Genomic DNA, 21276 nt, shown 5'->3' with positions numbered 1-21276 from the left:
TCCTTAATTAAAACTAAGCTCAGGACCTCTAAGGTTAATAAAACCTTGTAAGTCTGTAACTCTTTTTCCAGCTTTTGCATTTTTATCAGTTTCTCTAATTACTTCTAAAATATGACTGGCTGTTGTGTCTCTTCCGCCAAGCCCGTAAATATAATTGGTCATAACTGCATTTACTCCGTTTGCATTGAGCGCACCGGCCACTTCATTAAACAAAGCCCCCATCGCTCCCATAGGACAGTTTCTATCAAGTGCAGCAACAGCTTTTACATTTTTAAGTTTTTGGGCAATTTCATTATAAGGGAAAGGTCTGAAGGTTCTTGGCATAACAAGACCGGCTTTAATTCCTTCTTCCCTGGCCATGTCCACAGCAACCATTGCGGTTTCGTATGCACTGCCCATTACAATAAGAGCCACTTCCGCATCTTCTATTTTATAACTTTCAACCCTTTGGTATTTTCTGCCTGTCAGTTTTTCAAAAGCCTCGAACACTTCGTCTATAACTTTCGGTGATTCCATCAAAGCCTTATGCTGGGTGGCTTTATGTTCAAAATGCCACTCTTCTTCCGTCTGTGCACCGTGTGTTACAGGATTTTTTGTATCAAGCATTGGATTTACGGGAATATAATCACCTATAAAATTATAAGCAACTTCGTCTTGAAGCGGTTCAACCACCTGGGCGGTATGGGACACCAAAAATCCGTCCTGGTTTGTTGTAACAGGAAGTCTCACTCTTTTATCCTCCGCTATTTTAAAAGCACATAACGTCATATCATAAGCTTCCTGAGGGTTATTTGCAATCAGATGAATCCACCCAGCATCTCTTCCTAAATATAAATCACCATGGTCTCCGTGAATATTAAGCGGAGATGCTAATGCTCTATTTACAACAGTCATAACAATTGGAAGTCTCATACCACTTGCTTGATATAAGACTTCTGCCATTAATGCATAACCTTGGCTAGAAGTTGCTGTTGCAACTCTACCACCGGCAGCCGCAGCACCCACACATGCACTCATTGCCGAATGCTCACTTTCAACCATTACAAATTCACCGTCTACATATCCGTCTGCCAAAAAACTTCCGTAATTTTGAACAATCGGAGTTGAAGGGGTAATCGGATAGGCTGCTACAACATCGACCTGAGCCTGTCTTAGTGCATGGCTTGCGGCCGTATTTCCATCCCAAACTTCCTTAGCTTTTAATTCATATTTTTCTGCCATAACTATTCCTTTAATCTTTTTTAGGCCACTCTTGAAGAGCTTCTTGCGTTTGTGTAAATTCAGGAAACATTAAAAGAGATTTTATAGGAGTGGGGCACACTTCCACACAAACTCCGCATCCTTTGCATAAATTATAATTAATTCCAACAATTTTAGCCTGTTTTTTCCCTCTTTTGCTAACTACCTCTTCTACCTGAAAGCAGCTGTCCGGGCAGCTTACCCAGCAAAAATCACAGTCTATACATAAATCTCTGTTAAATACAGGTTTTTCAACCCTCCAGTCAGCCACTTTATAATTGTATGAATTGAATTTGCTTCTTATTTTTTTTCTGGGTCTTCAAAACTTGGAAGTACCGCTCCTGGTTGAATTTTGTCCCAGGTAGTCATCATTTCTTTTGGTGTTGCCATAATTTCTCCTTATTTTACTTCTTCGGCGGCTCTTTTCATAGCCTTTAAGTTACCGTCTATTATTTTTTGAGGGAATTTAGAAAGAATATCTTTCATTGAACTTAAAAAATCTTCAAACCCGATAATACCGCTGATTTTAATAAAAGCACCGAGCATAGGCGTATTTGGAATTGCTCTTCCTATCTCTTCTTGTGAAATTTTAATTGCGTCCACTGTATAGACTTTTTTACCCTGAAGATGTTTTGCAATATTTAATAAATCATCTTTGTCCATATGGGTAGTAACAATAAAAACAGTATCGTCTTTTGTGTTTTCCACAATTTCTTTTTGAAAGGCCAAAGACGGATCTATCACCAAAACATAATCAGGAACAATCATTTTTGAATGGTCTAAAATAGGTATGTCTGAAATTTTATCATATGCGCTCATAGGTGCCCCTCTTTTTTCCGCACCGTAAACAGAATAAGCCTGAACATATTTTCCAGTTCTTGCCATTACATCCGCAAGAGCCTTTGCTCCAGTTACCGCACCTTGTCCCGCACGTGAGTGCCATCTGATTTGTAGCATTGTTATCCTTTTTGTTTGTATTTTATACAATTTTTCTTAAAGTATTCTTAATATAGCATAAAATCTATCTTTTTTTACGTAATTAAATTTAAACATTTAGCAAATTTACAATTATGTTACTTTTTGTAATAATTTATTGTATAATAAATTTTTAGAAACCTCATATCAAGGAAAAGTATGAATATTTTAATTGCCGGAGCGGGAAAAGTCGGCTACAATTTAGCAAAAATACTTTCAACAAACCATAATATAATTATAGTTGATAAAAACGAAAAAGCTCTCAATTCAATAAAAGAATCTATTGATGTTATGACCATTCAGGGAGACATGAGAGAAGCAAACACTTTTTTACATATAGAAGACAAAATAGATTTTTATATAGCCGTAACAAACAATGATGAAATAAACTTAATTTCAACAATAGTTCTCACAGATATCTTAGAAACAGAAAACATTATTGTAAGACTTACAAACACTTCTTATATTGCAACAAATTTTCAAAAAAAACTTGATATAAACAGGGTGGTTTTCCCTTATAAACTTTCAGCCGCGGCGGTTGCAAAATTACTTGAATTTCCAAAAGCAAACAATATAAAAGAATTCCCTTTCAGCCAATGCGTACTTATTTCTTTTAGCGTAAAAAACCCTCAAATAACAAAAATCAGTGAAATAGAAGAGGATAACGTTAAAATAATAGGCGCAGAAAGAAATAATGAATTTATTTTTTTGGATGAAAATGATGAAATCAAAGAAAATGATTTGTTATATATCTTCGGAAATAAAGAAAAAATTAAAAAATACTTAAATTTAATTGACACTGTTTCTCCTGAAAATATTCAAAATACATTAATATACGGGGCAAATGAACTGGGAATAGAAATAGCGAAAATACTTTCAAATTTTGAAATGAATATAAAAATCTTGGAAAAAGACGAAGAACTGGCCCTAAAAGCCTCTGAAATTTTGGGAGAAAAAGTCAGTATAATAAATTCATCTTACGAAGATGAGGAAATGCTTTTAAACGAAGGGGTTCAATACAGCGATATTGCAATAACGGCTTCCGTAAAAGACGAATCAAACATTATAAAATCCCTTCAGGCAAGAAAACTCGGAATTAAAAAAATAATAACCATAAATAATAATTTAAATTATTACTCATTAATGCACTCTCTCAGGCTTTCAACGATAAGAGGGCCTAAAATAGCGGCTTTTTATGCCATTTTGGAAGAAATAGATTCAAGACTGCTGGTTTATGAAAGATTTTTCCTGGGCGCAAAAGGAAAAATCTTCATTAAACAGATTTATAACGAAAAAATTATTACACCCCCTAAAGAAAAAGCAAAAATTTTAATAATAAGAGAAGACAAAATTTATATATTAAAAGAAAGTTTTGAAATAAAATCAGGCGATATTGTAATGGAATTTAATTTTTCAGGAAACAAAAAATGGATAGAAACTCTTTAAAAAATATTCTCAAATTCCTCTCTCTTGTAGGAATGATAGTCATCGTATTTTTTTTAATACCCATGATTACAGGTTTTATATATCATGAGCATGATAAAAAATTTTTAATTTTTTTATTTTTATCTTTTGTAATTTTCGGAGCTATTTTATATTTTTTAAGAAATCATAAAATGAAAATGAAAATCAAAGAAGCAATATTAAGTGTAAATTTAGTTTGGCTGATGCTTGGCACCCTGGGGGCAATACCGTTAATGATGGGAACTCACGTCAGTTTTATAGACGGATTTTTTGAGGCAATAAGCGGTTTTACAACAACAGGGGCCACAATATATTCAAATATAGAGGCATTGCCAAAATATATATTAATGCTAAGAAGCACTATGCACTGGATAGGCGGTATGGGTATTATTGTTTTGGGCGTCGGACTGCTTTCATTTATAAATCCTACCGGTTCCCTTGCTCTTTTTCAATCCGAATCCACCGGCATAACGGCAGAAAAAATAACCCCAAAGCTAAAACATACGGCTCTAAAATTATGGGGCGTTTACGCACTTTTAACACTGATTGATATGATTTTACTTAAAATAGAGGGAATGAGCTTTTTTGATGCCATAAACCACGCATTCGCCACCCTCTCAACAGGAGGATTTTCAACCAAAAGTTCATCTTTGGGATATTGGAACAACAATTATTTTATTTTGTGGACTACTACATTTTTTATGTTTCTTTCCGGAATGAACTTTTTAGCCCATATAAAACTGCTTAATAAAGATTTTTCAGGTTATAAATCCGAAGAGGTAATGTGGTATACACTGATATTTTTTGTATTGGCGACAGTATTAACATTGGTTCATTATTTCACATCACACGATTCATTTTTCTTCTCTCTCACACACTCGTTTTTCACTATTTCATCTATTCTTACAACCACAGGTTTTGCAACACTGGATTATTCCACATGGGGGCAGGCGGCAATAGCAATTGTGTTTCTTGCAATGCTAATCGGGGGAAATACAGGTTCAACCGCCGGGGGTATTAAAACAATACGATTTGTTGTTATGTTTAAAAATTTAAAACATCAAATAAGAAAAATACTTCATCCCAATGTTGTATGCTCCGTAAAAATAGACAATAACAAACTCTCCTGCGACACTGTAAACAACGTCAGTGCATTTATATTTTTATATATTCTTACGGTAGCGGTAATTGCTTTATATTTATTTGCAAACGGATATGACACAATGACTTCTTTAAGCGCCACAATAGCATGTGTCGGTAATATAGGTCCGGGGTTCGGACATGTGGGGCCGGCGGATAATTTTGCTTTTTTTACCCAGCCTCAAAAATTTATTTTGGCAATAGGCATGATTATAGGAAGATTGGAATTTTTTACTGTTTTAATGCTTCTAAGCCGAGAATTTTGGAAAAAATTTTAAAATTTTTCTATAAATTCCACAGCTTCCAAAACATTTTCTTCTATAATTTCGGCGCAGTTTTTCAAATTTTCTTCATATTCCCACTTTACACCAACAGCTTTAATTCCGGCTTCTTTGGCACTTAAAATATCCATACAGGTATCACCTATCATCCATCCATTTTCTTTATGGGCATTCATTAAATAAAGTGCTTTTAAAATTGGCTCAGGATGAGGTTTCGGATTAATTACATCCTCTCTTCCGATTAATACTTCAAAAAATTTTGTAAGATTAAAATAATCCAGCAGTTCTTTTGAATATTTTGCCGTTTTTGTAGTTACAATTCCAAGTCTTGCAAATTCTTTTGCCTTGTTTAGAGCTTCTTTTGTAAACGGTAAAAGTTTTGTTTTTTTAGTAGAAATTTTTCTGTAATGCATTTTATACGTATTTACATATTCATCCACATTTTCATCTATTCCAAGTTTAAAAAACATAATCTCAAGCGGAAGGCCTATAAGTTTTTTTACATTTTCGTCACCAGGATAAGGCTTATTGTATTTTTCAAAAGTAACCTTAAATCCTTCCAAAATAGCCTCTGTTGAATTTATAAGCGTCCCGTCCAAATCAAAAAGAATTACTCTCACACCATTCCCTTACCTCTTTTTTAATTTCGAATATTTCATCAATATTATTTGTTTTTATATTTTCAAATTTTTCAATTGCTTTTAAAATAATTTTACTGATATCCAAAAAGCCTATCTCTTCTTTTAAAAATTTATCTATTGCAAATTCGTTTGCCGTATTTATAACGATTCCCAAATCTGAATTATTCAGCAAAATTTCTTTAATTTCCCAGACAGGATAACGACCGGAATCTATTTTTCTAAATTCCAAATTTCCGACATCCAACAAATTTACATGCTCTAAAATTTCTTCTTTTACCTCATTTAATATGGCAAAAGAAATAGGAAGCTTCATATCTGTTTTTGAAATATGGGCGGTTGTACTGCCATCCATCCATTCCACCAATGCGTGAATAACGGATTTTGTTTCTATAAAAGCGTCAATATTACTGGTATTAAAAAGCCATTTGGCTTCAAGAAGTTCAAAAAGTTTATTTACCATTGTGGCAGAATCAATAGTAATTTTTTTACCCATAGACCAATTTGGATGTTTTAACACATCTTTAAGTTTTGCTTCTTTTATTTTCCCTATCGGCCAATCCCTTAAAGCTCCGCCGCTTGCCGTAATATAAAGTTTCCTAAATTTTTCACTTTCTAAGTTTCCATTCAATAAATACCAGATTCCGAAATGTTCACTGTCAATAGGGGTTATCTTATTTATATCTATAAATTTACCGGCAATTACAAGCGATTCTTTATTGGCTAAAGCAATTTTTTTATTTAGCTCCCCCGCTTTTAAAGTGGGTTTAAGCCCGGATTCACCAACAATAGCGTTTACAACCAAATTACTTTTACATTTTTCCAGCATATCCAAAATAGCATTTTCACCGTATAAAATATTTTTAAAATCTACTTTTTCTGCTGTGGCTTTATCTTTTACCACTACAAATTCGGGCTTAAATTTTTTAATCTGTTTGTTTAAAAGTTTATAATTATTTCCCGCAACCAGCATTTCAACAGGAATATTAAATCTTTCGGCAACTTTTAATGTATTTACGCCGATACTCCCGGTTGAACCCAAAACTATCATTATATTCCCAACATTACAAGCATCACAGGAGCGGCAAACAGATAACTGTCTATTCTGTCAAGCACACCTCCGTGACCCGGCAGTATATTTCCGCTGTCTTTTACCCCCGCCCTTCTTTTTAGATAACTTTCAAACAAATCTCCAAATACACTTACAATACTGACAACAAAAGAAACCCCAAAAGCTATTAAAACAGGATAATAAAAACCTCCGATTATTCCACCTGCCAGAGCGCCGCCGATAACTCCGCCTATTACTCCCTCCCAGGATTTATTGGGTGATGTATGGCAAAATCCGTTTTTAAAAAATTTTTTTGCAAAATTTTTACCTACAAAATATGCAAAACTGTCCGTCAGTGCCACAATTACTATAAGCCATATAACTGTATTCATTCCGTATCTGAAATAAAGAGAGTAAAAAAACATTAAAGGCAAAAACGGATAAACAAAAGGCGCCACCAGATTAATTTCTTTTTGTAAATACGCCACATAAGAAGCTATTATAATAACACCGAAAATTCCTGCAAAAAAAGGATTTATAAAAGAAAAAAGAAGCGATATTCCAAGTATCAGATAAATTTTTTCGTCTAAATCAACATTAAATAACCTGCTCGCTTCATAAAATCCTATTATTGTAATAACTGCAAATAAAAACCCGGTTAAATAATAATTATCAATTACCGCCACTATTGCCAAAACCGCTAAAATTCCAACCGCCGTTATAATTCTTTCTTTCACTTTATACCTTTAATTTAATTCTCCATTTTCACAACTCACCACTCGCTACTCACCATTTTCACTATTTTCACCTATGCTTTTATATCAATATGCCTTGTGGCTTCTTTTTTAACCTCTTCTTTTTCACCCTCATCAGGCACTATTTTTTCAATTTCTTCCACAGGTCTCACCTCTTCTACTTTTCTCTCTTTTTCCGCAGAGGCCAATTTTTGCAACTCTTTAGAAACAACTTCTCTTGCCATTATATCAGATGCGATGATTGAAGGGACATGCTGGTTTTGGTTAATTAATGTAATCTGGCCAATTAAACTCATAATTTCACCTTTATAGAAGAATATTTTCCATATTCAACATTTGCCTTGTCTTTAATTTTTACAAATTTTCTTTTAGTATAATCGACAATTCCCTCATCTTTATTAGAAAAAGCTACGGCAAGTTTTGCCCCTTCATTTAATATTTTTTCATCAATTTTTAATTTATTGTTTTTAATAATCACATGGGCGCCCGGATAGTTTTTTATATGCATCCAGATATCGTTTGCATTTGAAATTTTAAGAAGTTTAATATTGCCTTTTTCATTTTTACCAACCATTATCAGATAATCGTCAAACATAAATTTTGCTATGTTTTCGTCCTCTTTTTTTTCTTTTCTGTTAGGCTGGTATTTTTTCAGTGAGCTTAAATCTTTTGCATTTTCCACAAGTTTTTTATAATTTTGCAAAAATTGAAGCTGTGAAGTTAAAAAACCTTTTTCTATATCAATATTTTCAGCCTTTTTTTTAGCTTTTTTCGAAAGTCTGTAATAATAATTTCCTATCTGGTTTATATTTTTAAGCTCCGGCAGAGGCACAGTTGTTTCATTCCCTTCAAAATCATATGTTTTAAGCTCTTTTTCAAAAGGTTTAATCAAGTGTAAATTTGCCATAGCGACATCCGCATATTTTCTATAGGTTTGGCTTTTTTTATCCAGTTCTTCAATATCCGGCAGTTTTTTTATTTTTTTTTCAATCTCTTTTATCTTTTTATTAATTCTGTTTAATATGACTTTTTTGGTTTCATTCACTTTTTTTTCATATTTTTTTTCAAAAAGTTTTTTTGTATAATTTTCCAAATCATCAATTTCAAACTCTTTTTCTTTTATCTCCCTCGGTGGCAGTTCTTCAAGTTTAACCCCTGGTTTTACAATTCTGCTTGATTGGCTTTCGCTGATATGTCTTAGTGATTCTATAACTTCATCAAATTCATTTAAAATTATTGCATTTGTATAACGGCCGGTAAATTCAAATCTTATTTTTACAATCTCTTTTTTAAAATTATTATTATTTTTTGCTGTAACTGTTAATATTCTCTCATTACATTTTACACCAAGTATTTTGGCTTTTGTAAATTTTTTTTCCAATACTATATCAAAAGGCGCTTTAAACTTTTTAACCAGAGGATAATCAATATTTATATAAATATCGCTGTTTCCTTTTGTCAGATCAAAATAAAACCTGTCTTTGTCAAACTGCATTAAAATCAGATTTTCATCAATTCTGAAGACTTTTTTTATAATTTTATAATTTTTAAGTTTCTCGGCAATTTTTTTTAAAACAAACGCTTTCAATTATTTTCCTTCACTTTACACTTTATATCATGGCCGCTTTTCAAGCAGCCAGATGAGCAAAGCTCATTTTTAACTTTTCACTTTTTGGCTGTTTCTATAAATTTCCTAACTTTTCGTTTATCTTTCTTGCCGGGAGCGCTTTCAACCCCACTGCTTACATCCACACCGTAAAATCCGTAACTTCCTATTTCAAAAACATTCTCAGGAGTAAGACCACCGGCTAAAATAATTTTTGAATTCTCTTTTGTTTCAAACCATTCAAGCGCCAATCTTTTCCCGCTTCCCCCAAATTCAGGGACATATGCATCCACAATTCTGTATTCGCCGGCATATTTATCAATATCTTTTTTTTCTTTTGCCCTCACAACCTTTAAATATTTACAGTTCAGTTTTTTAAAAAAACTTTTGTCAGCTTCAAAATGAATCTGTGCAATATCCGCTTTTGTATAAGCCATTACCTCATTTACAAATTCCGGCGCCACTTTTACAAACAAAACTGCTTTTACCACAAAAGGAGGAAGTTTTTCAATTATTTTTTTAATCTCAACCGGGCTTATAAACCTCGGGGATTTTTCATATGTTACAAATCCAAGGGCATCAGCTCCGGCATCGCAGGAAATTTTAGCATCTTCCCAGTTTGTAATACCGCAGATTTTTACCCTCATTTACACCCTTAAACTTTCGATCGCTTTTTTGTAATCACCGCTTTTAAAAACATAACTTCCCGCCACCAAAATGTCGGCACCCGCTTCAAGAAGCGCTTTTGCGTTTTTACCATTCACCCCTCCGTCTATTTCTATCAAAAGAGACGGATTTCTTTTAACAGAGAGTTCTCTTAATTCCTCTGTTTTTCTTAAAGTGGACGTAATAAACTTCTGCCCTCCGAATCCCGGATTCACACTCATTAAAAGCACCATGTCAACATCTTCAATTATATAATCAAGCAAACACACAGGAGTTGCCGGATTAAGTACAACTGCCGGACGGATATTTTCTTTTCTTATTTTTTGAATAACCCTGTTTATATGTTTTTCCTCTTCTACATGAAAACTTATAAATTCCGGCTCCAAATGTTTATACATATCTACAAAAAAAGGAATATTTTCAACCATAAAATGTATATCAAGCGGCACGCTCGCAGTCTTTTTTACCGCTTCAATTATCATAGGTCCCATCGTCATATTCGGTACAAAATGCCCGTCCATTATATCGCAGTGAATATAATCTGCGCCCGCTTCGCATACCGCCTTTACCTCATCAGCTAATCTGCCAAAATCTGCACTTAAAATACTTGGTGCAACTTTCATTTACAATACCTCCTGTTTATACAATTATAAATATCTATTCTTCTGTCCCTGAAAAACGGCCATATTTTTCTAACTTCTTTTGCAGCTTTTAAATCTATTTTGGCTTCAATTATCTCTTCATTCATACCGCCTCTTACAATTTCTTCTCCCTGAGGCCCGAAAACAAAACTGTTTCCCCAAAACTCTATTCCCCCGAGCACACCGCTTTCATCTTTTTCCTCTCCCACCCTGTTTACCGCAGCCACATAAACCCCGTTTGCAACAGCGTGACCTCTCTGCACGCTTTTCCATGCATTTTTCATTTTTTCTTTTTCTTCAATTGTATTTTCTTTTTCACAAAGCTCATCAACTCTATCTTCTGGACACAAAAGCCAGCCTATTGCCGTTGGATAAATCAATATTTCAGCTCCTTTAAGTGCCATAATCCTTGCAGCTTCTGGATACCACTGATCCCAACAAACTAATACCCCAAGTCTTCCAACACTGGTATCAATTGGCTCTATTGAATCACCTGGAGTAAAATAAAATTTTTCATAAAATCCAGGGTCGTCCGGAATATGTGTTTTTCTGTATTTCCCGGCAAGTTTTCCCCTGTCAAAAACAACGGAAGTGTTATAATAAATTCCGTCCATCACTTTTTCAAACAAACTTGTTACCAAAACCCTGTCTTCTTTTTTACTCACATCAGCCCAGAATTTAACATCCTCTTCAAAACTCTCTGCCAAATCAAAATATTTTGTATCCTCGCTTTTACAGAAATATTCGCTCTGATGCAGCTCCGGCAAAATAACAAGCTCTCCGTTTGATTTTTTTATCATTTCAACAGTATGATTAATTGTAGCTTCTATAGTCCCCTTGAAAGACTGCTGGATAAGAGAGATTTTCATTATAAACCTTTGACAAAATTATTACATATAGAAAATTATATCAAATTATTTTTTAAAAATGTTATAATTTGAAAAAAGGAGGATGATGGCAAACCTTTTAATAATCGGAGCCGGCGGAGTCGGAAGGGTCTCGGCATTTAAAGCGGCGAAAAACAAAAACACATTTAAAAATATAGTTTTAGCAAGTAGAACTAAATCTAAATGTGATGCCATTTCTAAAGATATAAAAGAAAAACTTGGAATTGAAATTAAAACCTATGCACTTGATGCAAATAAAAAAGAGAATGTAGTTGATTTAATAAAAAAAGAAAATATAGATATTGTCTGCCATGTGGCGCTTCCTTATCAAAACCTGCCTATTATGCATGCATGCATTGAAACAGGTGCGGCTTATCTTGATACAGCTCTCGCGGAAACAGAAGATAATCCCGACACTTATTATGATTTGCAATGGGCATTAGATGAAGATTTTAAAAAAGCCCGCACTATGGCACTTCTTGGATGTGGGTTTGACCCGGGAGTTACTTCTATAATGGTTAAATATGCGGCTGATTACCTGCTGGATGAATTGAAAGAAATTGAAATATATGACTGTAATTTCGGAAGCCACGGAAGGGCATTTGCCACAAATTTTGACCCTGAAATAAATCTTAGAGAGCTCAACCTGCCTGGTAAATACTGGGAAAATGGAAAATGGCATACAACAAAACCGTTTGAAATACAGACTAAACACAATTATCCGGAATGCGGGGAGGCTACAAGCATTTTAATATGGCACGAAGAGCTTGAGAGTATTGTAAAACATTTCCCAAATTTAAAGAGTGCAAAATTTTATATGTGTTTCAGCAACCGGTATTTATATCATTTTAATGCTTTAAAAAATATAGGGATGTTCAGTATTGAACCTATTGAAATTTGTGAAGGCTGCAGCATTTCACCTCTTCAATTCCTGGCAAAAGTACTGCCTGACCCACAGGAGCTTGTTACAAACTACAAAGGTAAAACAAATATAGGCGTAATTGTAAGAGGTAAAAAAGATGGAACTAATAAAGAATACTATATCTACAACATCTGTGACCATGAAAAGGCAATTGAAGAAACGGGAGCTCACTGCGTAAGCTATACAACAGGTGTACCGGCAATTATAGGCTGTAAATTGATGGCTAAAAAAATCTGGTGGGAAGAAGGCGTTAAAAACGTGGAAGAATTTGATGCTTTAGCCTTCTTTGAAGAAATGGAACGGGAGGGACTTCCAATTAAAATTAAGGAGATGAAATGATTGATGTAAAAAATCTAAAATTAGAAGAAAAACTTTTTTTAATGGAAGAAATTTTAAATTCTTTAGAAAAAGTTGATTCCCCTTTATGGCATAAAGATATATTAAACAGTAGAAAAGATTTTAAAAATAAAAAAAGTTATACAATACAAGAAATAAAAAATGAGTTTTCAAGTAAAAATATCTGAATATGCTAAAGATGATTTAAAAATATTTAAAGGACAGAAAATGAGCAATTTATTAATTATCGGAGCCGGTGGAGTCGGCAGGGTTGCCACTTTTAAAGCCTCAATGAATGACCATATTTTTAAAAACATTGTGTTGGCAAGCCGTACAAAAAACAAATGTGACGCTATAGCAAAAGATATTCAAAAAAGACTTGGAGTTGAAGTAAAAACGGCTGAAATTGATGCAATGGATGTAGATGCAACTGCAAAACTAATTAAAGAAACAAACAGTGATATTGTCTTAAACGTTGCGCTTCCTTATCAGGATTTGGCGATAATGGATGCATGTTTAAAAGCCGGAGCGCATTATGTGGATACTGCAAATTATGAACACCCGGAAAAGGCTAAATTTGAATATAAACTTCAATGGGCAAAAGATAATGATTTTAAGGGAAAAAATTTAATGGCGCTTCTTGGCAGCGGTTTTGACCCTGGAGTTACAAATGTATTTACAGCATTTGCGACGCAGGAACTTTTGGACGAAATTGAATATCTTGATATACTTGACTGCAACGCGGGAGACCACGGATATCCATTTGCCACAAATTTCAATCCTGAAATTAATATCCGCGAAATTACACAAAAAGGAAAATATTACGAAAACGGAGAATGGAGAGAGATTGAGCCGATGAGCGTTAATTTTAAATGGAATTATAGGGGAGTCGGGGAATTTCCAAGTTATCTTTTATATCACGAAGAGCTTGAAAGCCTTACTAAAAATTTCCCTTCAATTAAAAGAGCAAGATTTTTTATGACTTTTTCTGATAAATATCTTTGGCATTTAAAAGCGCTTCAAAATGTCGGAATGACAAACATAGAACCTATTGAAGTATGCAAAGGGTGCAAAATTTCACCAATGGAATTTTTAAAAAAAGTACTTCCAGACCCAGCAAGCCTGGGCCCAAGAACAAAAGGTCAGACTCATATAGGAGTTGTCGTAACAGGATATAAAGACGGTAAAAAGAAAAGATACTATATCTACAACATCTGCGACCATCAGTGTGCATTCAGGGAAGTCGGAGCTCAGTGTGTAAGCTATACAACTGGGGTTCCTGCAATGATTGGGGCTAAAATGATTGCCACTAAAAAATGGTTTAGTGAGGGAGTAAAAAATATGGAGGAATTTCCGGCAAGAGCTTTTATGTATGAACTGAATAAAAACGGACTTCCTTGGTTTGTTGAGGAACTGCCGAGTGAAGGACTTCCGATTGACGAAATATAATTTTAAAAATTTTCTCCTTTTTGCCCTTTTAATTACACTTTACAGACTTTTTGTTTTATATCATGTAAATATTGATTTGCATGTGGATGAGGCGTATTACTGGGGATGGTCAAAGCATCTTTCTTTTGGATACTATTCAAAACCCCCTATGATTGCATGGGTTATTCATTTAGCTTCCATGATTTGCGGAGATAATGAAATATGCATAAAACTACCTTCTTTAATTTTGTATTTACTAACTTCAATTAATATTTTTTTTATTGCAAAAAATCTTTTTAATGAAAAAACGGCCTTTTTTTCCGCACTTACTTTTATTACAACACCTTTGGTTTCTTTTTATTCCATGGCAATTACAACAGACAGCGTACTTTTATTTTTTTATTCATTAACTTTATATTTTTTTATAAAAGCTATAAAAGAAGATAAACTGTTTTATTGGATAATTGCGGGAATTGCCGGAGGTTTAGGGCTTCTCAGCAAATATAATATGATTTTATTTATACTAAGTGTTGTAATATATATCTTTTTGTGCAAAAAGAAAGAATTTAAAAAGAAAAATTTATATATAGCAATGATTATTGCGGCAGCCATTTATCTTCCAAATTTAATATGGAATTATCATCATAATTTTATAACATTTGATCATATAGAAGATATAAGCGAAATAGACAGAAAACTTTTTCATCCAAAACATCTGTTAAATTTTATTTTAACTCAGTTTGGTGTTTTTGGTCCAGTATTTTTTGGAGTTTTACTTTATCTCTTAATAAAACCATATTTTAAAAACTGCAAATATAAACTTTTATACTCTTTTGCATTTGTATTTTTAGGAGTGATTTCCCTGCAGGCATTCTTAACAAGGGCTTTTGCAAACTGGGCAAGCGCTACATATATTGCCGGCACTGTTTTAGTAATAGCTTATTTAATTGAAAAAAATAAAATAAATCTTATAAAAACAGGAATTGCCATAAATTTATTAGCTGCTATTTTATTTTATCATTATCATGATATTACAAAAGCTTTACATATTACACTTACTTCAAAAACCGACCCTTTTAAAAGAGTTTTGGGATGGAGGGAGGTTGCTGATAGATTAAAACCGATAATCCAAAAATATCATTATCCCCTTATGTTTGATGACAGGGTGATTATGGCTGAAATGATTTATTATTTAAAGCCAAATGCGTTTAACTCTGTAATGTTTAATCCTTCACATAAAATCGAAAATCAATATGATATGGATACAAAACTAAAAACAGGGAAAAACTATATTTATGTTACAAAAGAAAATCATGCTAAAAAATATTTTAAAAACTCAAAATTAATTGCTATAATAAACGCGCCTTTATATAAAGACTTTAACAGGACATATAAAGTATTTTTTATGAAGAATTTTAAAGGATATTGAGCTATTTATACTAAAAGTTATTGACTTATCTTAAAATAAGTTATATAATTATAAAAATTTTAAGGAGGGAGAAATGTTTTTAAACAGAATTGACAAAGAAAATCTTAAAGAGTTTAGTACTCTTTCAATTATCTCAGGTATTTTAATGGTAATTGCGGGCATTCTTGCAATAGCAAAACCGGTTGCCGGAAGTCTGGCTTTTGTAATATTCTTAGGGGCTTTGTTTTTAGCCGCGGGACTGGTTCAGTTATATACCACATTTAAGGCTCATACAAAAAGTTTAAGTGCTTGGTTTAAAGCTTTGATGCTTTTAATTACGGGTATTTTACTTGTAATCTGGCCTGGAAGCGGTGTAGCAGCAGTTGCAATACTTTTTGCGGCATATTTTTTCTTTGACGCATTTGCGAGTTTCGGTATAGCCCTTGATTTAAAACCTTTAAGCGGTTGGTGGCTCTCTTTGCTAAACGGGGCACTCAGTTTCATTTTAGGAATTATTTTAGTGATAGGATGGCCTTTTAGTTCATTTTTTACAGTGGGGATAATCGTTGGGGTCAGTTTTTTAATGGATGGGATTGTTCTCATATATCTCGGATGGCTGGCTAAAAAAGGGGCTTATGACGAAAAATAATTCGTCTTTGCCCAAAATTTAATCTTTATAGATTCTTTCTCCGATTTCCCTGTATCTTTGATAATAATATTTTACAAATTCATCCGCTTTTTTATTTATCGGATAATAATTTTTATCTTTATAAACAATTTTATCCAAAAATTCTTTTGCATCTTTTTTTTCAATATAATGATTTGCCAAATCCAGATAGGTATCTTTATACCAAACTTTAAGTTTTTCATAATTTTCATAATTATATTCCAGATTCTTACCGTTAAATTTAATTACTTCATTTTCAAAAAGCCCGGTTAAATGAATAAGCCCTTCAATATAATAAGGCAGTACGTCGTCAACTTCCATCCAGGAAATTAATCCAACAGCCCTTTTTATTGTATCTTCCAATACGGATTCAATCAATTCCTTTTCTTCATTTTCAAAAAACGCCATCAGTCCGCCTGTTGTTGCTTTAAATTCCTCTACATTTTTAAACATGCCGCTTTTATTCATTTTAGCTTCGCTCTCTTCATCCACCCATAAAATATGCCCGAACTCATGGCCTATTGTTGTAATGTCATAAACTTTTACAAATTTTTCTTTATCTTCTAAGTTTTTATAAAACTTATCCATAAATTCTTTACCTAAAATTTCATAACTGAGAAGCATTTTTGGTCTTGCTTTTATATCTTCATAAACCTTATCCACAAAAGCAAATATTTTTTTACCTTTTTCACGACTTACACCCTCATCATTTGGTACAACCTGGGCTGAAAAAAGCCCGTTAAACTCAGCTCCGTAAAAAAGAGCGGGGGTTGAAATGAAAAGCTTAGTTCTTTCAATATTTTTTAAAGCATTTTCTAAAAGATTTTCATCAGTGCACTGTTTTTTATACATTTTAACAATATTATCTTTTACACTGCTTTTAACATTCGGGTTTTGAATCCTTACATCAAGCTCAAGTGCCACGGCTTTACGGAATTTATCCTCATAATATTCAAGCGGATGGCCTACCTGAATCGGGGAATCTATATCCATCCAGATTCTGTCCACATTTGCCCATCTTTTAATAAGTTCTTTTTTATTTTTTTCGAGAAGCGCCGTTTTTAAGGCATTAAAATACAAAATCCATTCGGCTTTTTTTTCATTTTCCAGCTTTTCAAGAGCTAAAATAAGTCCGTCTATCGCCCTGACAGCTTCATTTACTTCCTCTTCAAAAACCTCTGCGTATGTTTTTACCACATATCCGTTTTGGGTTTTTACCAAAACACTGTAACTTCTGTCCGCCGCTTTTTTATCCATTAAATCATTTTCCAATAAATAAGCCATTACTTTTGCCTCGTCGCCCGCAAATTCCAAAGACAGCTCTTCATTAACTGTATGAATAATATGTTTTGTCCATTTTGGCTGACATGCAGAAAAAGCAATGCCTATTTTATGCACCCCTCTTAAAAGTTCGGTATAAAAAGGCCCTATAAAAGGTGAAAGTTCGTTTATAAGTTTTTCATGCTCTTTTATCCAGAAATTTTTGGTAAGTTCGTATAAATCAAGCTGAATTTCCTTTATTTCCGATTCATTCAATTTTGCTTTTTTTAAAAGATTTATAAGAGAATCTTCCCTTAAATGAAAAAATCTTTTTTTAAGGGCGGTTAAATTGTCTTCATTTATTTCCAGGTTCAGTGTTTTTAATATCTCTTCAAACAATGCCCTTATATCATCCGGGCATTTTTTAAAATATTTATTTATTTTTTCATCTCTTTTTCTCACAATTTCATAAGCCTTATTTAAAAACATATTTTTCCTTTTAATTATTTGTCCTTTTCAATAATTCCAGGATAATTGATAATACCCTGTGCTAAATGGGGAACATCTATATTAAACTTTTGTTTTAAATAATTTTGAAGATAAGAAGTTCTGTTCCCGCTTCTGCAATAAATTATAAAATCTTTTTTATTTTTTATTAAATCATTCCATATTTTCATATCATTTTGAAAATTTGTAATAGGAAGCAGTCTGTCGACACCTTTTATTTTTGCCTCTTTGTATTCAAACGGCTCTCTAATATCAATAAGTTCAAAATCTATTAATTTATTTTTTCTGGCGTTTAACAATTCAACCAGTTCATCTCCCAAAATCTGGGTTTTTTTTAAAATATTTTTATTTTTCATCCATTCCCTTTTTAATTTCTTCACATTTTTCCGGATTACAATAAATTCCGCAATGACAGCACCCTTCCGCTACCTCGTGGTCAATTGCAGGTTTACAAGGACAGATTCTGTCTTCTTTATCACCCATCGGGATAAAACAAGGGCAGTATCTCTTTCCAAACATCAGTTTATTTCTTGTAAGACCCTTAACAACGGCATCATAAACTTCTTTATCCGGAGTTATACACCATCCGAACTGTTTTACAACTTTTTTAACAAATTTTTTTGTTTTTTCCTCTTCAGTTTTAAATTCTTCGCTGTTCATATCAACATTATCTCTTTTTGGTTTAAGCATAAACCCTCCTTTTTTGCTTGATTTTATCAAATTAAAAAAAAATGTCAAAAAAGATATAATTCATCTTAATTTAATATTTTCTTTACACCAATTGATTAAAATTTAATCAGTTTAAAGAATAAACTATTATAAAAAAATTGTTACACTTTCAATGTAAAAAATAAAGGAGGAGCTATGAAAAAAATTGAAGCAATTGTAAAGCCTTTTAAATTAGATGAAATTAAAGAGGCTTTGGTTGAGGCTGAAATTACAGGTATAACTGTAAGTGAAGTAAAGGGTCACGGCAGACAGCACGGCCACACTGAATTATACAGAGGTGCGGAATATGTTGTCGATTTTTTGCCGAAAATAAAACTTGAAATTTTTGTAAATGACGATTTTCTGGAAAAAACGGTTGAAATTATTCAAACCCATGCAAGAACAGGAAAAATCGGAGATGGAAAAATATTTATCCTGCCTGTGGAAGATGCTATAAGAATAAGAACAGGGGAAAGGGGAAGCGATGCTGTTTAGAATATTATCTATTTTGGGGCTGGCAAGCCTGGCTTTTGCGGGTGAGCCTACACTTGATTCTGGAAATACATCATGGATGATGACGGCAACTGCGCTTGTTATGATAATGACACCGGCAGGGCTTGCACTGTTTTACGCAGGTATGACAAGAGCTAAAAATGCATTAAACACAACAATGATGGTCTTTACAGCTTATGCCCTGGCAACGGTAGTCTGGGTGTTTTGGGCATATTCTCTGGCTTTTGGGGACGATGTCGCAGGAATTATCGGTAGTTTAAAACATATATTCCTTAACGGAATAGGATATAACGATTTGGAAAGCAGCGGTTATCCGAGTTATGTGTTTGTTGCGTTCCAGGGAACTTTTGCCGCAATTACAGTGGCAATTGCAAGCGGTAGTATAATTGAAAGAACTAAATTTTCAACATGGCTGGTGTTTGTAATTCTTTGGGGAACATTTGTTTATGCTCCTATTGCCCATATGGTATGGGGAGGAGGATTTTTATATAACGCAGGTGCACTTGATTTTGCCGGTGGAACAGTCGTTCATATGAACGGAGGTCTTGCAGGGCTTGTTGCAGCTATTATGATAGGTAAAAGAAAAGGTTATCCTAAAACTCAAATGATGCCAAGCAGTATTATTTTAACAGCACTCGGCGCATCTTTACTTTGGTTCGGATGGTTCGGATTCAATGCCGGAAGTGAATTCGCAGCCGACGGAGTTGCTGGAAGCGCATTTTTGATGACAAACTTTGCAGCGGCAGCAGCAGCAGTTACATGGATTATTTTAGATTACATCAAATTTGGTAAACCTACATTACTTGGTGCAGCTTCCGGTGCGGTCGCAGGACTTGTTGCAATTACACCGGCTGCCGGATTTGTCGGTGTAATAGGTGCTTTGATAATAGGTATAGGCGGAAGCGTATTTGGATTTTTCGGTGTAACAGTACTTAAAAAAATATTTAAATACGATGATTCACTTGATGCATTCGGTGTTCACTTTATCGCAGGTCTTTGGGGTGCACTTGCAACAGGACTGTTTGCTCTTAAAGATTTGGCATGGGCAGGAAGTCCTTTGCATGATCACGGAGACAGATTGGGACAGATGATAGTACAATTGGAATCAGTTGCTGTAACTATTATTTTCACAGCCATAATGACAGCAATTGTTTTAAAAGTATCAAGTCTTCTTACAGGGGGAGCCAGAGTCAGTGAAGAAGCAGAAGTTGAAGGTCTTGACGCTACAATCCACGGAGAAAAAGGTTTTAACTTATAATTAACCCCAAAAAACCTATCGGTTTTTCGGGGACCCCTGTATTTATCTATCTTTTATTTTGTAAAAAGGCAACTTATGAATGAGTTAATTGAAATTTACAACAATAATAAAGAAAACATAAAATCATTTTTGAAAAACACTGTCGAAAATTTCAATTCCTTGATAAAATTCGAAAAAGATAATTTCGAAGAACTGTTTGATTTATTTAAATCTTTGGAATTGGTTTATGTTGTCGATACAAGCAATAAAATTCAAATTTCACCAAATTATTACAGAAACAGAACTGACAATTCTCAAAAAAAACATAAAAAGAGATTACCTTTTGGAAAAATTTGAAAATACCGATTTTGCCATTTCTGAAGCCTATAAAAGTTCTGCAAGCGGAAATTTATGTATTACATTAATAAAAAAAGAAAACGATAAATTCATTTTTTTGGATTTTAATATCAAAAAACTGCTTGAGAGATTCAAACTGCTTGAAATTCACCCTTTTTTTGACAGGCTTACATCGTCTTTTTATTTTTTAAGCGGTATTTTGATGGCACTGTTTGCATTTTTGATGCTTGGTTTTTCTTTATTTAAAGTACTTACCCATATACATAATCTTGAAATTATGGATTTTTTTAAACCTATTATTTATATTACAATCGCTGTGGCTATTTTCGATTTGGCAAAAACGCTTCTTGAGGGGGTACTTTTCAAAAGTTATAAAAGGGAAGTGACGGAATTTAAAACATTTATAAAATTTATTCTTTCTATTATGATAGCCCTCTCTATTGAAGTATTGATGCTTGTATTTAAAATTTCGCTTAATTATCCTGAAAAAATGATTAACGCCCTGTATCTGTTTGTAGGAATTTCTTTAATGATGGGAAGTGTGGCTTTTTTTGTAAAAAGAAAGAATTTGATATAATACTGATCAAAAA

General features: G+C 33.4%; 25 protein-coding genes. 11 read left to right on the top strand and 14 right to left on the bottom strand.

Going from position 1 to position 21276, the window contains the following annotated elements; all coding sequences use genetic code 11:
- Positions 1-3: 3 nt before the first annotated feature.
- The 3 genes from DZ68_RS0105210 to DZ68_RS0105195 all read right to left on the bottom strand — a co-directional run bounded on the left by DZ68_RS0105210 (position 4) and on the right by DZ68_RS0105195 (position 2196).
- Positions 4-1221, bottom strand: a complete 1218-nt coding sequence (locus DZ68_RS0105210; protein WP_024787587.1) for a 2-oxoacid:ferredoxin oxidoreductase subunit alpha — start codon at positions 1219-1221, stop codon at positions 4-6.
- 10 nt (positions 1222-1231) lie between these two features.
- Positions 1232-1510 carry a 4Fe-4S dicluster-binding protein gene (locus DZ68_RS10065; RefSeq protein WP_236619701.1) on the bottom strand — a complete coding sequence of 93 codons (279 nt, stop codon included), beginning with the start codon at positions 1508-1510 and terminating at the stop codon, positions 1232-1234.
- A gap of 128 nt (positions 1511-1638) precedes the next feature.
- Complete coding sequence (locus tag DZ68_RS0105195; RefSeq protein ID WP_024787585.1) at positions 1639-2196, bottom strand: pyruvate flavodoxin oxidoreductase subunit gamma; 558 nt, start codon at positions 2194-2196, stop codon at positions 1639-1641.
- A gap of 177 nt (positions 2197-2373) precedes the next feature.
- Between DZ68_RS0105195 and DZ68_RS0105190 the strand changes: the two genes are divergently transcribed.
- Together DZ68_RS0105190 and DZ68_RS0105185 are read left to right on the top strand one after the other, a co-directional pair.
- Positions 2374-3660, top strand: coding sequence for an NAD-binding protein (locus DZ68_RS0105190; RefSeq protein WP_024787584.1), 1287 nt, complete (start codon positions 2374-2376; stop codon positions 3658-3660).
- The gene (locus DZ68_RS0105185) at positions 3642-5096 is read left to right on the top strand and encodes a TrkH family potassium uptake protein (RefSeq protein WP_024787583.1); all 1455 of its coding nucleotides are present in this window, start codon (positions 3642-3644) and stop codon (positions 5094-5096) included. Before DZ68_RS0105190 ends, DZ68_RS0105185 begins: the two co-directional genes overlap by 19 nt.
- Here the strand turns inward: DZ68_RS0105185 and DZ68_RS0105180 are convergent.
- The 8 genes from DZ68_RS0105180 to DZ68_RS0105145 all read right to left on the bottom strand — a co-directional run bounded on the left by DZ68_RS0105180 (position 5093) and on the right by DZ68_RS0105145 (position 11325).
- Complete coding sequence (locus tag DZ68_RS0105180; RefSeq protein WP_024790868.1) at positions 5093-5719, bottom strand: HAD family hydrolase; 627 nt, start codon at positions 5717-5719, stop codon at positions 5093-5095. The two genes, DZ68_RS0105185 and DZ68_RS0105180, sit on opposite strands and share 4 nt — an antisense overlap.
- Positions 5700-6788, bottom strand: coding sequence for a 1-deoxy-D-xylulose-5-phosphate reductoisomerase (gene dxr, locus DZ68_RS0105175; protein WP_024790867.1), 1089 nt, complete (start codon positions 6786-6788; stop codon positions 5700-5702). The genes DZ68_RS0105180 and dxr overlap by 20 nt, the downstream gene beginning before the upstream one ends.
- On the bottom strand, positions 6788-7525 hold the full coding sequence (locus DZ68_RS0105170) for a phosphatidate cytidylyltransferase (RefSeq protein ID WP_024790866.1): 738 nt from the start codon (positions 7523-7525) through the stop codon (positions 6788-6790). Before DZ68_RS0105170 ends, dxr begins: the two co-directional genes overlap by 1 nt.
- A 71-nt stretch (positions 7526-7596) precedes the next feature.
- Entirely contained in the window at positions 7597-7839 is a 243-nt protein-coding gene (locus DZ68_RS0105165; protein ID WP_024787579.1) for a hypothetical protein, read from the bottom strand.
- Complete coding sequence (locus DZ68_RS0105160; protein ID WP_024790865.1) at positions 7836-9131, bottom strand: NFACT RNA binding domain-containing protein; 1296 nt, start codon at positions 9129-9131, stop codon at positions 7836-7838. Before DZ68_RS0105160 ends, DZ68_RS0105165 begins: the two co-directional genes overlap by 4 nt.
- Before the next feature lie 77 nt (positions 9132-9208).
- Positions 9209-9796 (bottom strand): phosphoribosylanthranilate isomerase, encoded by a 588-nt coding sequence (locus DZ68_RS0105155; RefSeq protein ID WP_024787577.1) that lies wholly within the window; start codon positions 9794-9796, stop codon positions 9209-9211.
- The gene (rpe, locus tag DZ68_RS0105150; RefSeq protein WP_024787576.1) at positions 9797-10438 is read right to left on the bottom strand and encodes a ribulose-phosphate 3-epimerase; all 642 of its coding nucleotides are present in this window, start codon (positions 10436-10438) and stop codon (positions 9797-9799) included.
- Positions 10435-11325, bottom strand: a complete 891-nt coding sequence (locus DZ68_RS0105145) for a carbon-nitrogen hydrolase (RefSeq protein WP_024790864.1) — start codon at positions 11323-11325, stop codon at positions 10435-10437. The genes rpe and DZ68_RS0105145 overlap by 4 nt, the downstream gene beginning before the upstream one ends.
- Positions 11326-11410: 85 nt before the next feature.
- Here DZ68_RS0105145 and DZ68_RS0105140 point away from each other — a divergent pair, with 85 nt between their 5' ends.
- The 5 genes from DZ68_RS0105140 to DZ68_RS0105120 all read left to right on the top strand — a co-directional run bounded on the left by DZ68_RS0105140 (position 11411) and on the right by DZ68_RS0105120 (position 16086).
- Complete coding sequence (locus DZ68_RS0105140) at positions 11411-12604, top strand: saccharopine dehydrogenase family protein (RefSeq protein ID WP_024790863.1); 1194 nt, start codon at positions 11411-11413, stop codon at positions 12602-12604.
- On the top strand, positions 12601-12789 hold the full coding sequence (locus DZ68_RS0105135) for an addiction module protein (RefSeq protein WP_024787574.1): 189 nt from the start codon (positions 12601-12603) through the stop codon (positions 12787-12789). Before DZ68_RS0105140 ends, DZ68_RS0105135 begins: the two co-directional genes overlap by 4 nt.
- A gap of 40 nt (positions 12790-12829) precedes the next feature.
- The gene (locus DZ68_RS0105130; protein WP_024790862.1) at positions 12830-14050 is read left to right on the top strand and encodes a saccharopine dehydrogenase family protein; all 1221 of its coding nucleotides are present in this window, start codon (positions 12830-12832) and stop codon (positions 14048-14050) included.
- Positions 14037-15458 carry a glycosyltransferase family 39 protein gene (locus tag DZ68_RS0105125; RefSeq protein WP_024790861.1) on the top strand — a complete coding sequence of 474 codons (1422 nt, stop codon included), beginning with the start codon at positions 14037-14039 and terminating at the stop codon, positions 15456-15458. The genes DZ68_RS0105130 and DZ68_RS0105125 overlap by 14 nt, the downstream gene beginning before the upstream one ends.
- Positions 15459-15531: 73 nt before the next feature.
- A complete protein-coding gene (locus DZ68_RS0105120; protein ID WP_024790860.1) occupies positions 15532-16086 on the top strand; it encodes an HdeD family acid-resistance protein in 555 nt (184 codons plus the stop codon).
- 18 nt (positions 16087-16104) lie between these two features.
- Here the strand turns inward: DZ68_RS0105120 and ciaB are convergent, their stop codons facing one another.
- Genes ciaB through DZ68_RS10055 form a run of 3 tightly spaced genes read right to left on the bottom strand, consistent with a single transcriptional unit; the run spans position 16105 to position 18561 of the window.
- Positions 16105-17853 carry an invasion protein CiaB gene (ciaB, locus tag DZ68_RS0105115; RefSeq protein ID WP_024790859.1) on the bottom strand — a complete coding sequence of 583 codons (1749 nt, stop codon included), beginning with the start codon at positions 17851-17853 and terminating at the stop codon, positions 16105-16107.
- Positions 17854-17867: 14 nt separating this feature from the next.
- Positions 17868-18227 (bottom strand): rhodanese-like domain-containing protein, encoded by a 360-nt coding sequence (locus tag DZ68_RS10060; protein WP_035907141.1) that lies wholly within the window; start codon positions 18225-18227, stop codon positions 17868-17870.
- Positions 18217-18561, bottom strand: a complete 345-nt coding sequence (locus DZ68_RS10055) for a ferredoxin-thioredoxin reductase catalytic domain-containing protein (RefSeq protein ID WP_035908495.1) — start codon at positions 18559-18561, stop codon at positions 18217-18219. The genes DZ68_RS10060 and DZ68_RS10055 overlap by 11 nt, the downstream gene beginning before the upstream one ends.
- Before the next feature lie 174 nt (positions 18562-18735).
- Here DZ68_RS10055 and DZ68_RS0105105 point away from each other — a divergent pair, with 174 nt between their 5' ends.
- The 4 genes from DZ68_RS0105105 (at position 18736) to DZ68_RS10050 (ending at position 21263) form a co-directional block, all read left to right on the top strand.
- Positions 18736-19074, top strand: coding sequence for a P-II family nitrogen regulator (locus tag DZ68_RS0105105; RefSeq protein WP_024787569.1), 339 nt, complete (start codon positions 18736-18738; stop codon positions 19072-19074).
- Positions 19064-20350 (top strand): ammonium transporter, encoded by a 1287-nt coding sequence (locus tag DZ68_RS0105100; RefSeq protein ID WP_024790858.1) that lies wholly within the window; start codon positions 19064-19066, stop codon positions 20348-20350. The genes DZ68_RS0105105 and DZ68_RS0105100 overlap by 11 nt, the downstream gene beginning before the upstream one ends.
- 75 nt (positions 20351-20425) lie before the next feature.
- Positions 20426-20686, top strand: coding sequence for a hypothetical protein (locus tag DZ68_RS11020; protein WP_051428181.1), 261 nt, complete (start codon positions 20426-20428; stop codon positions 20684-20686).
- The gene (locus tag DZ68_RS10050; RefSeq protein WP_051428180.1) at positions 20673-21263 is read left to right on the top strand and encodes a hypothetical protein; all 591 of its coding nucleotides are present in this window, start codon (positions 20673-20675) and stop codon (positions 21261-21263) included. Before DZ68_RS11020 ends, DZ68_RS10050 begins: the two co-directional genes overlap by 14 nt.
- Positions 21264-21276: the final 13 nt, after the last annotated feature.

The sequence above is a fragment of the Lebetimonas sp. JS085 genome, assembly GCF_000523295.1.
GTDB lineage: Bacteria > Campylobacterota > Campylobacteria > Campylobacterales > Nautiliaceae > Lebetimonas.
Note: the sequence above shows the minus strand (reverse complement) of the source record. Positions and strands in the feature narration are given on the sequence as shown.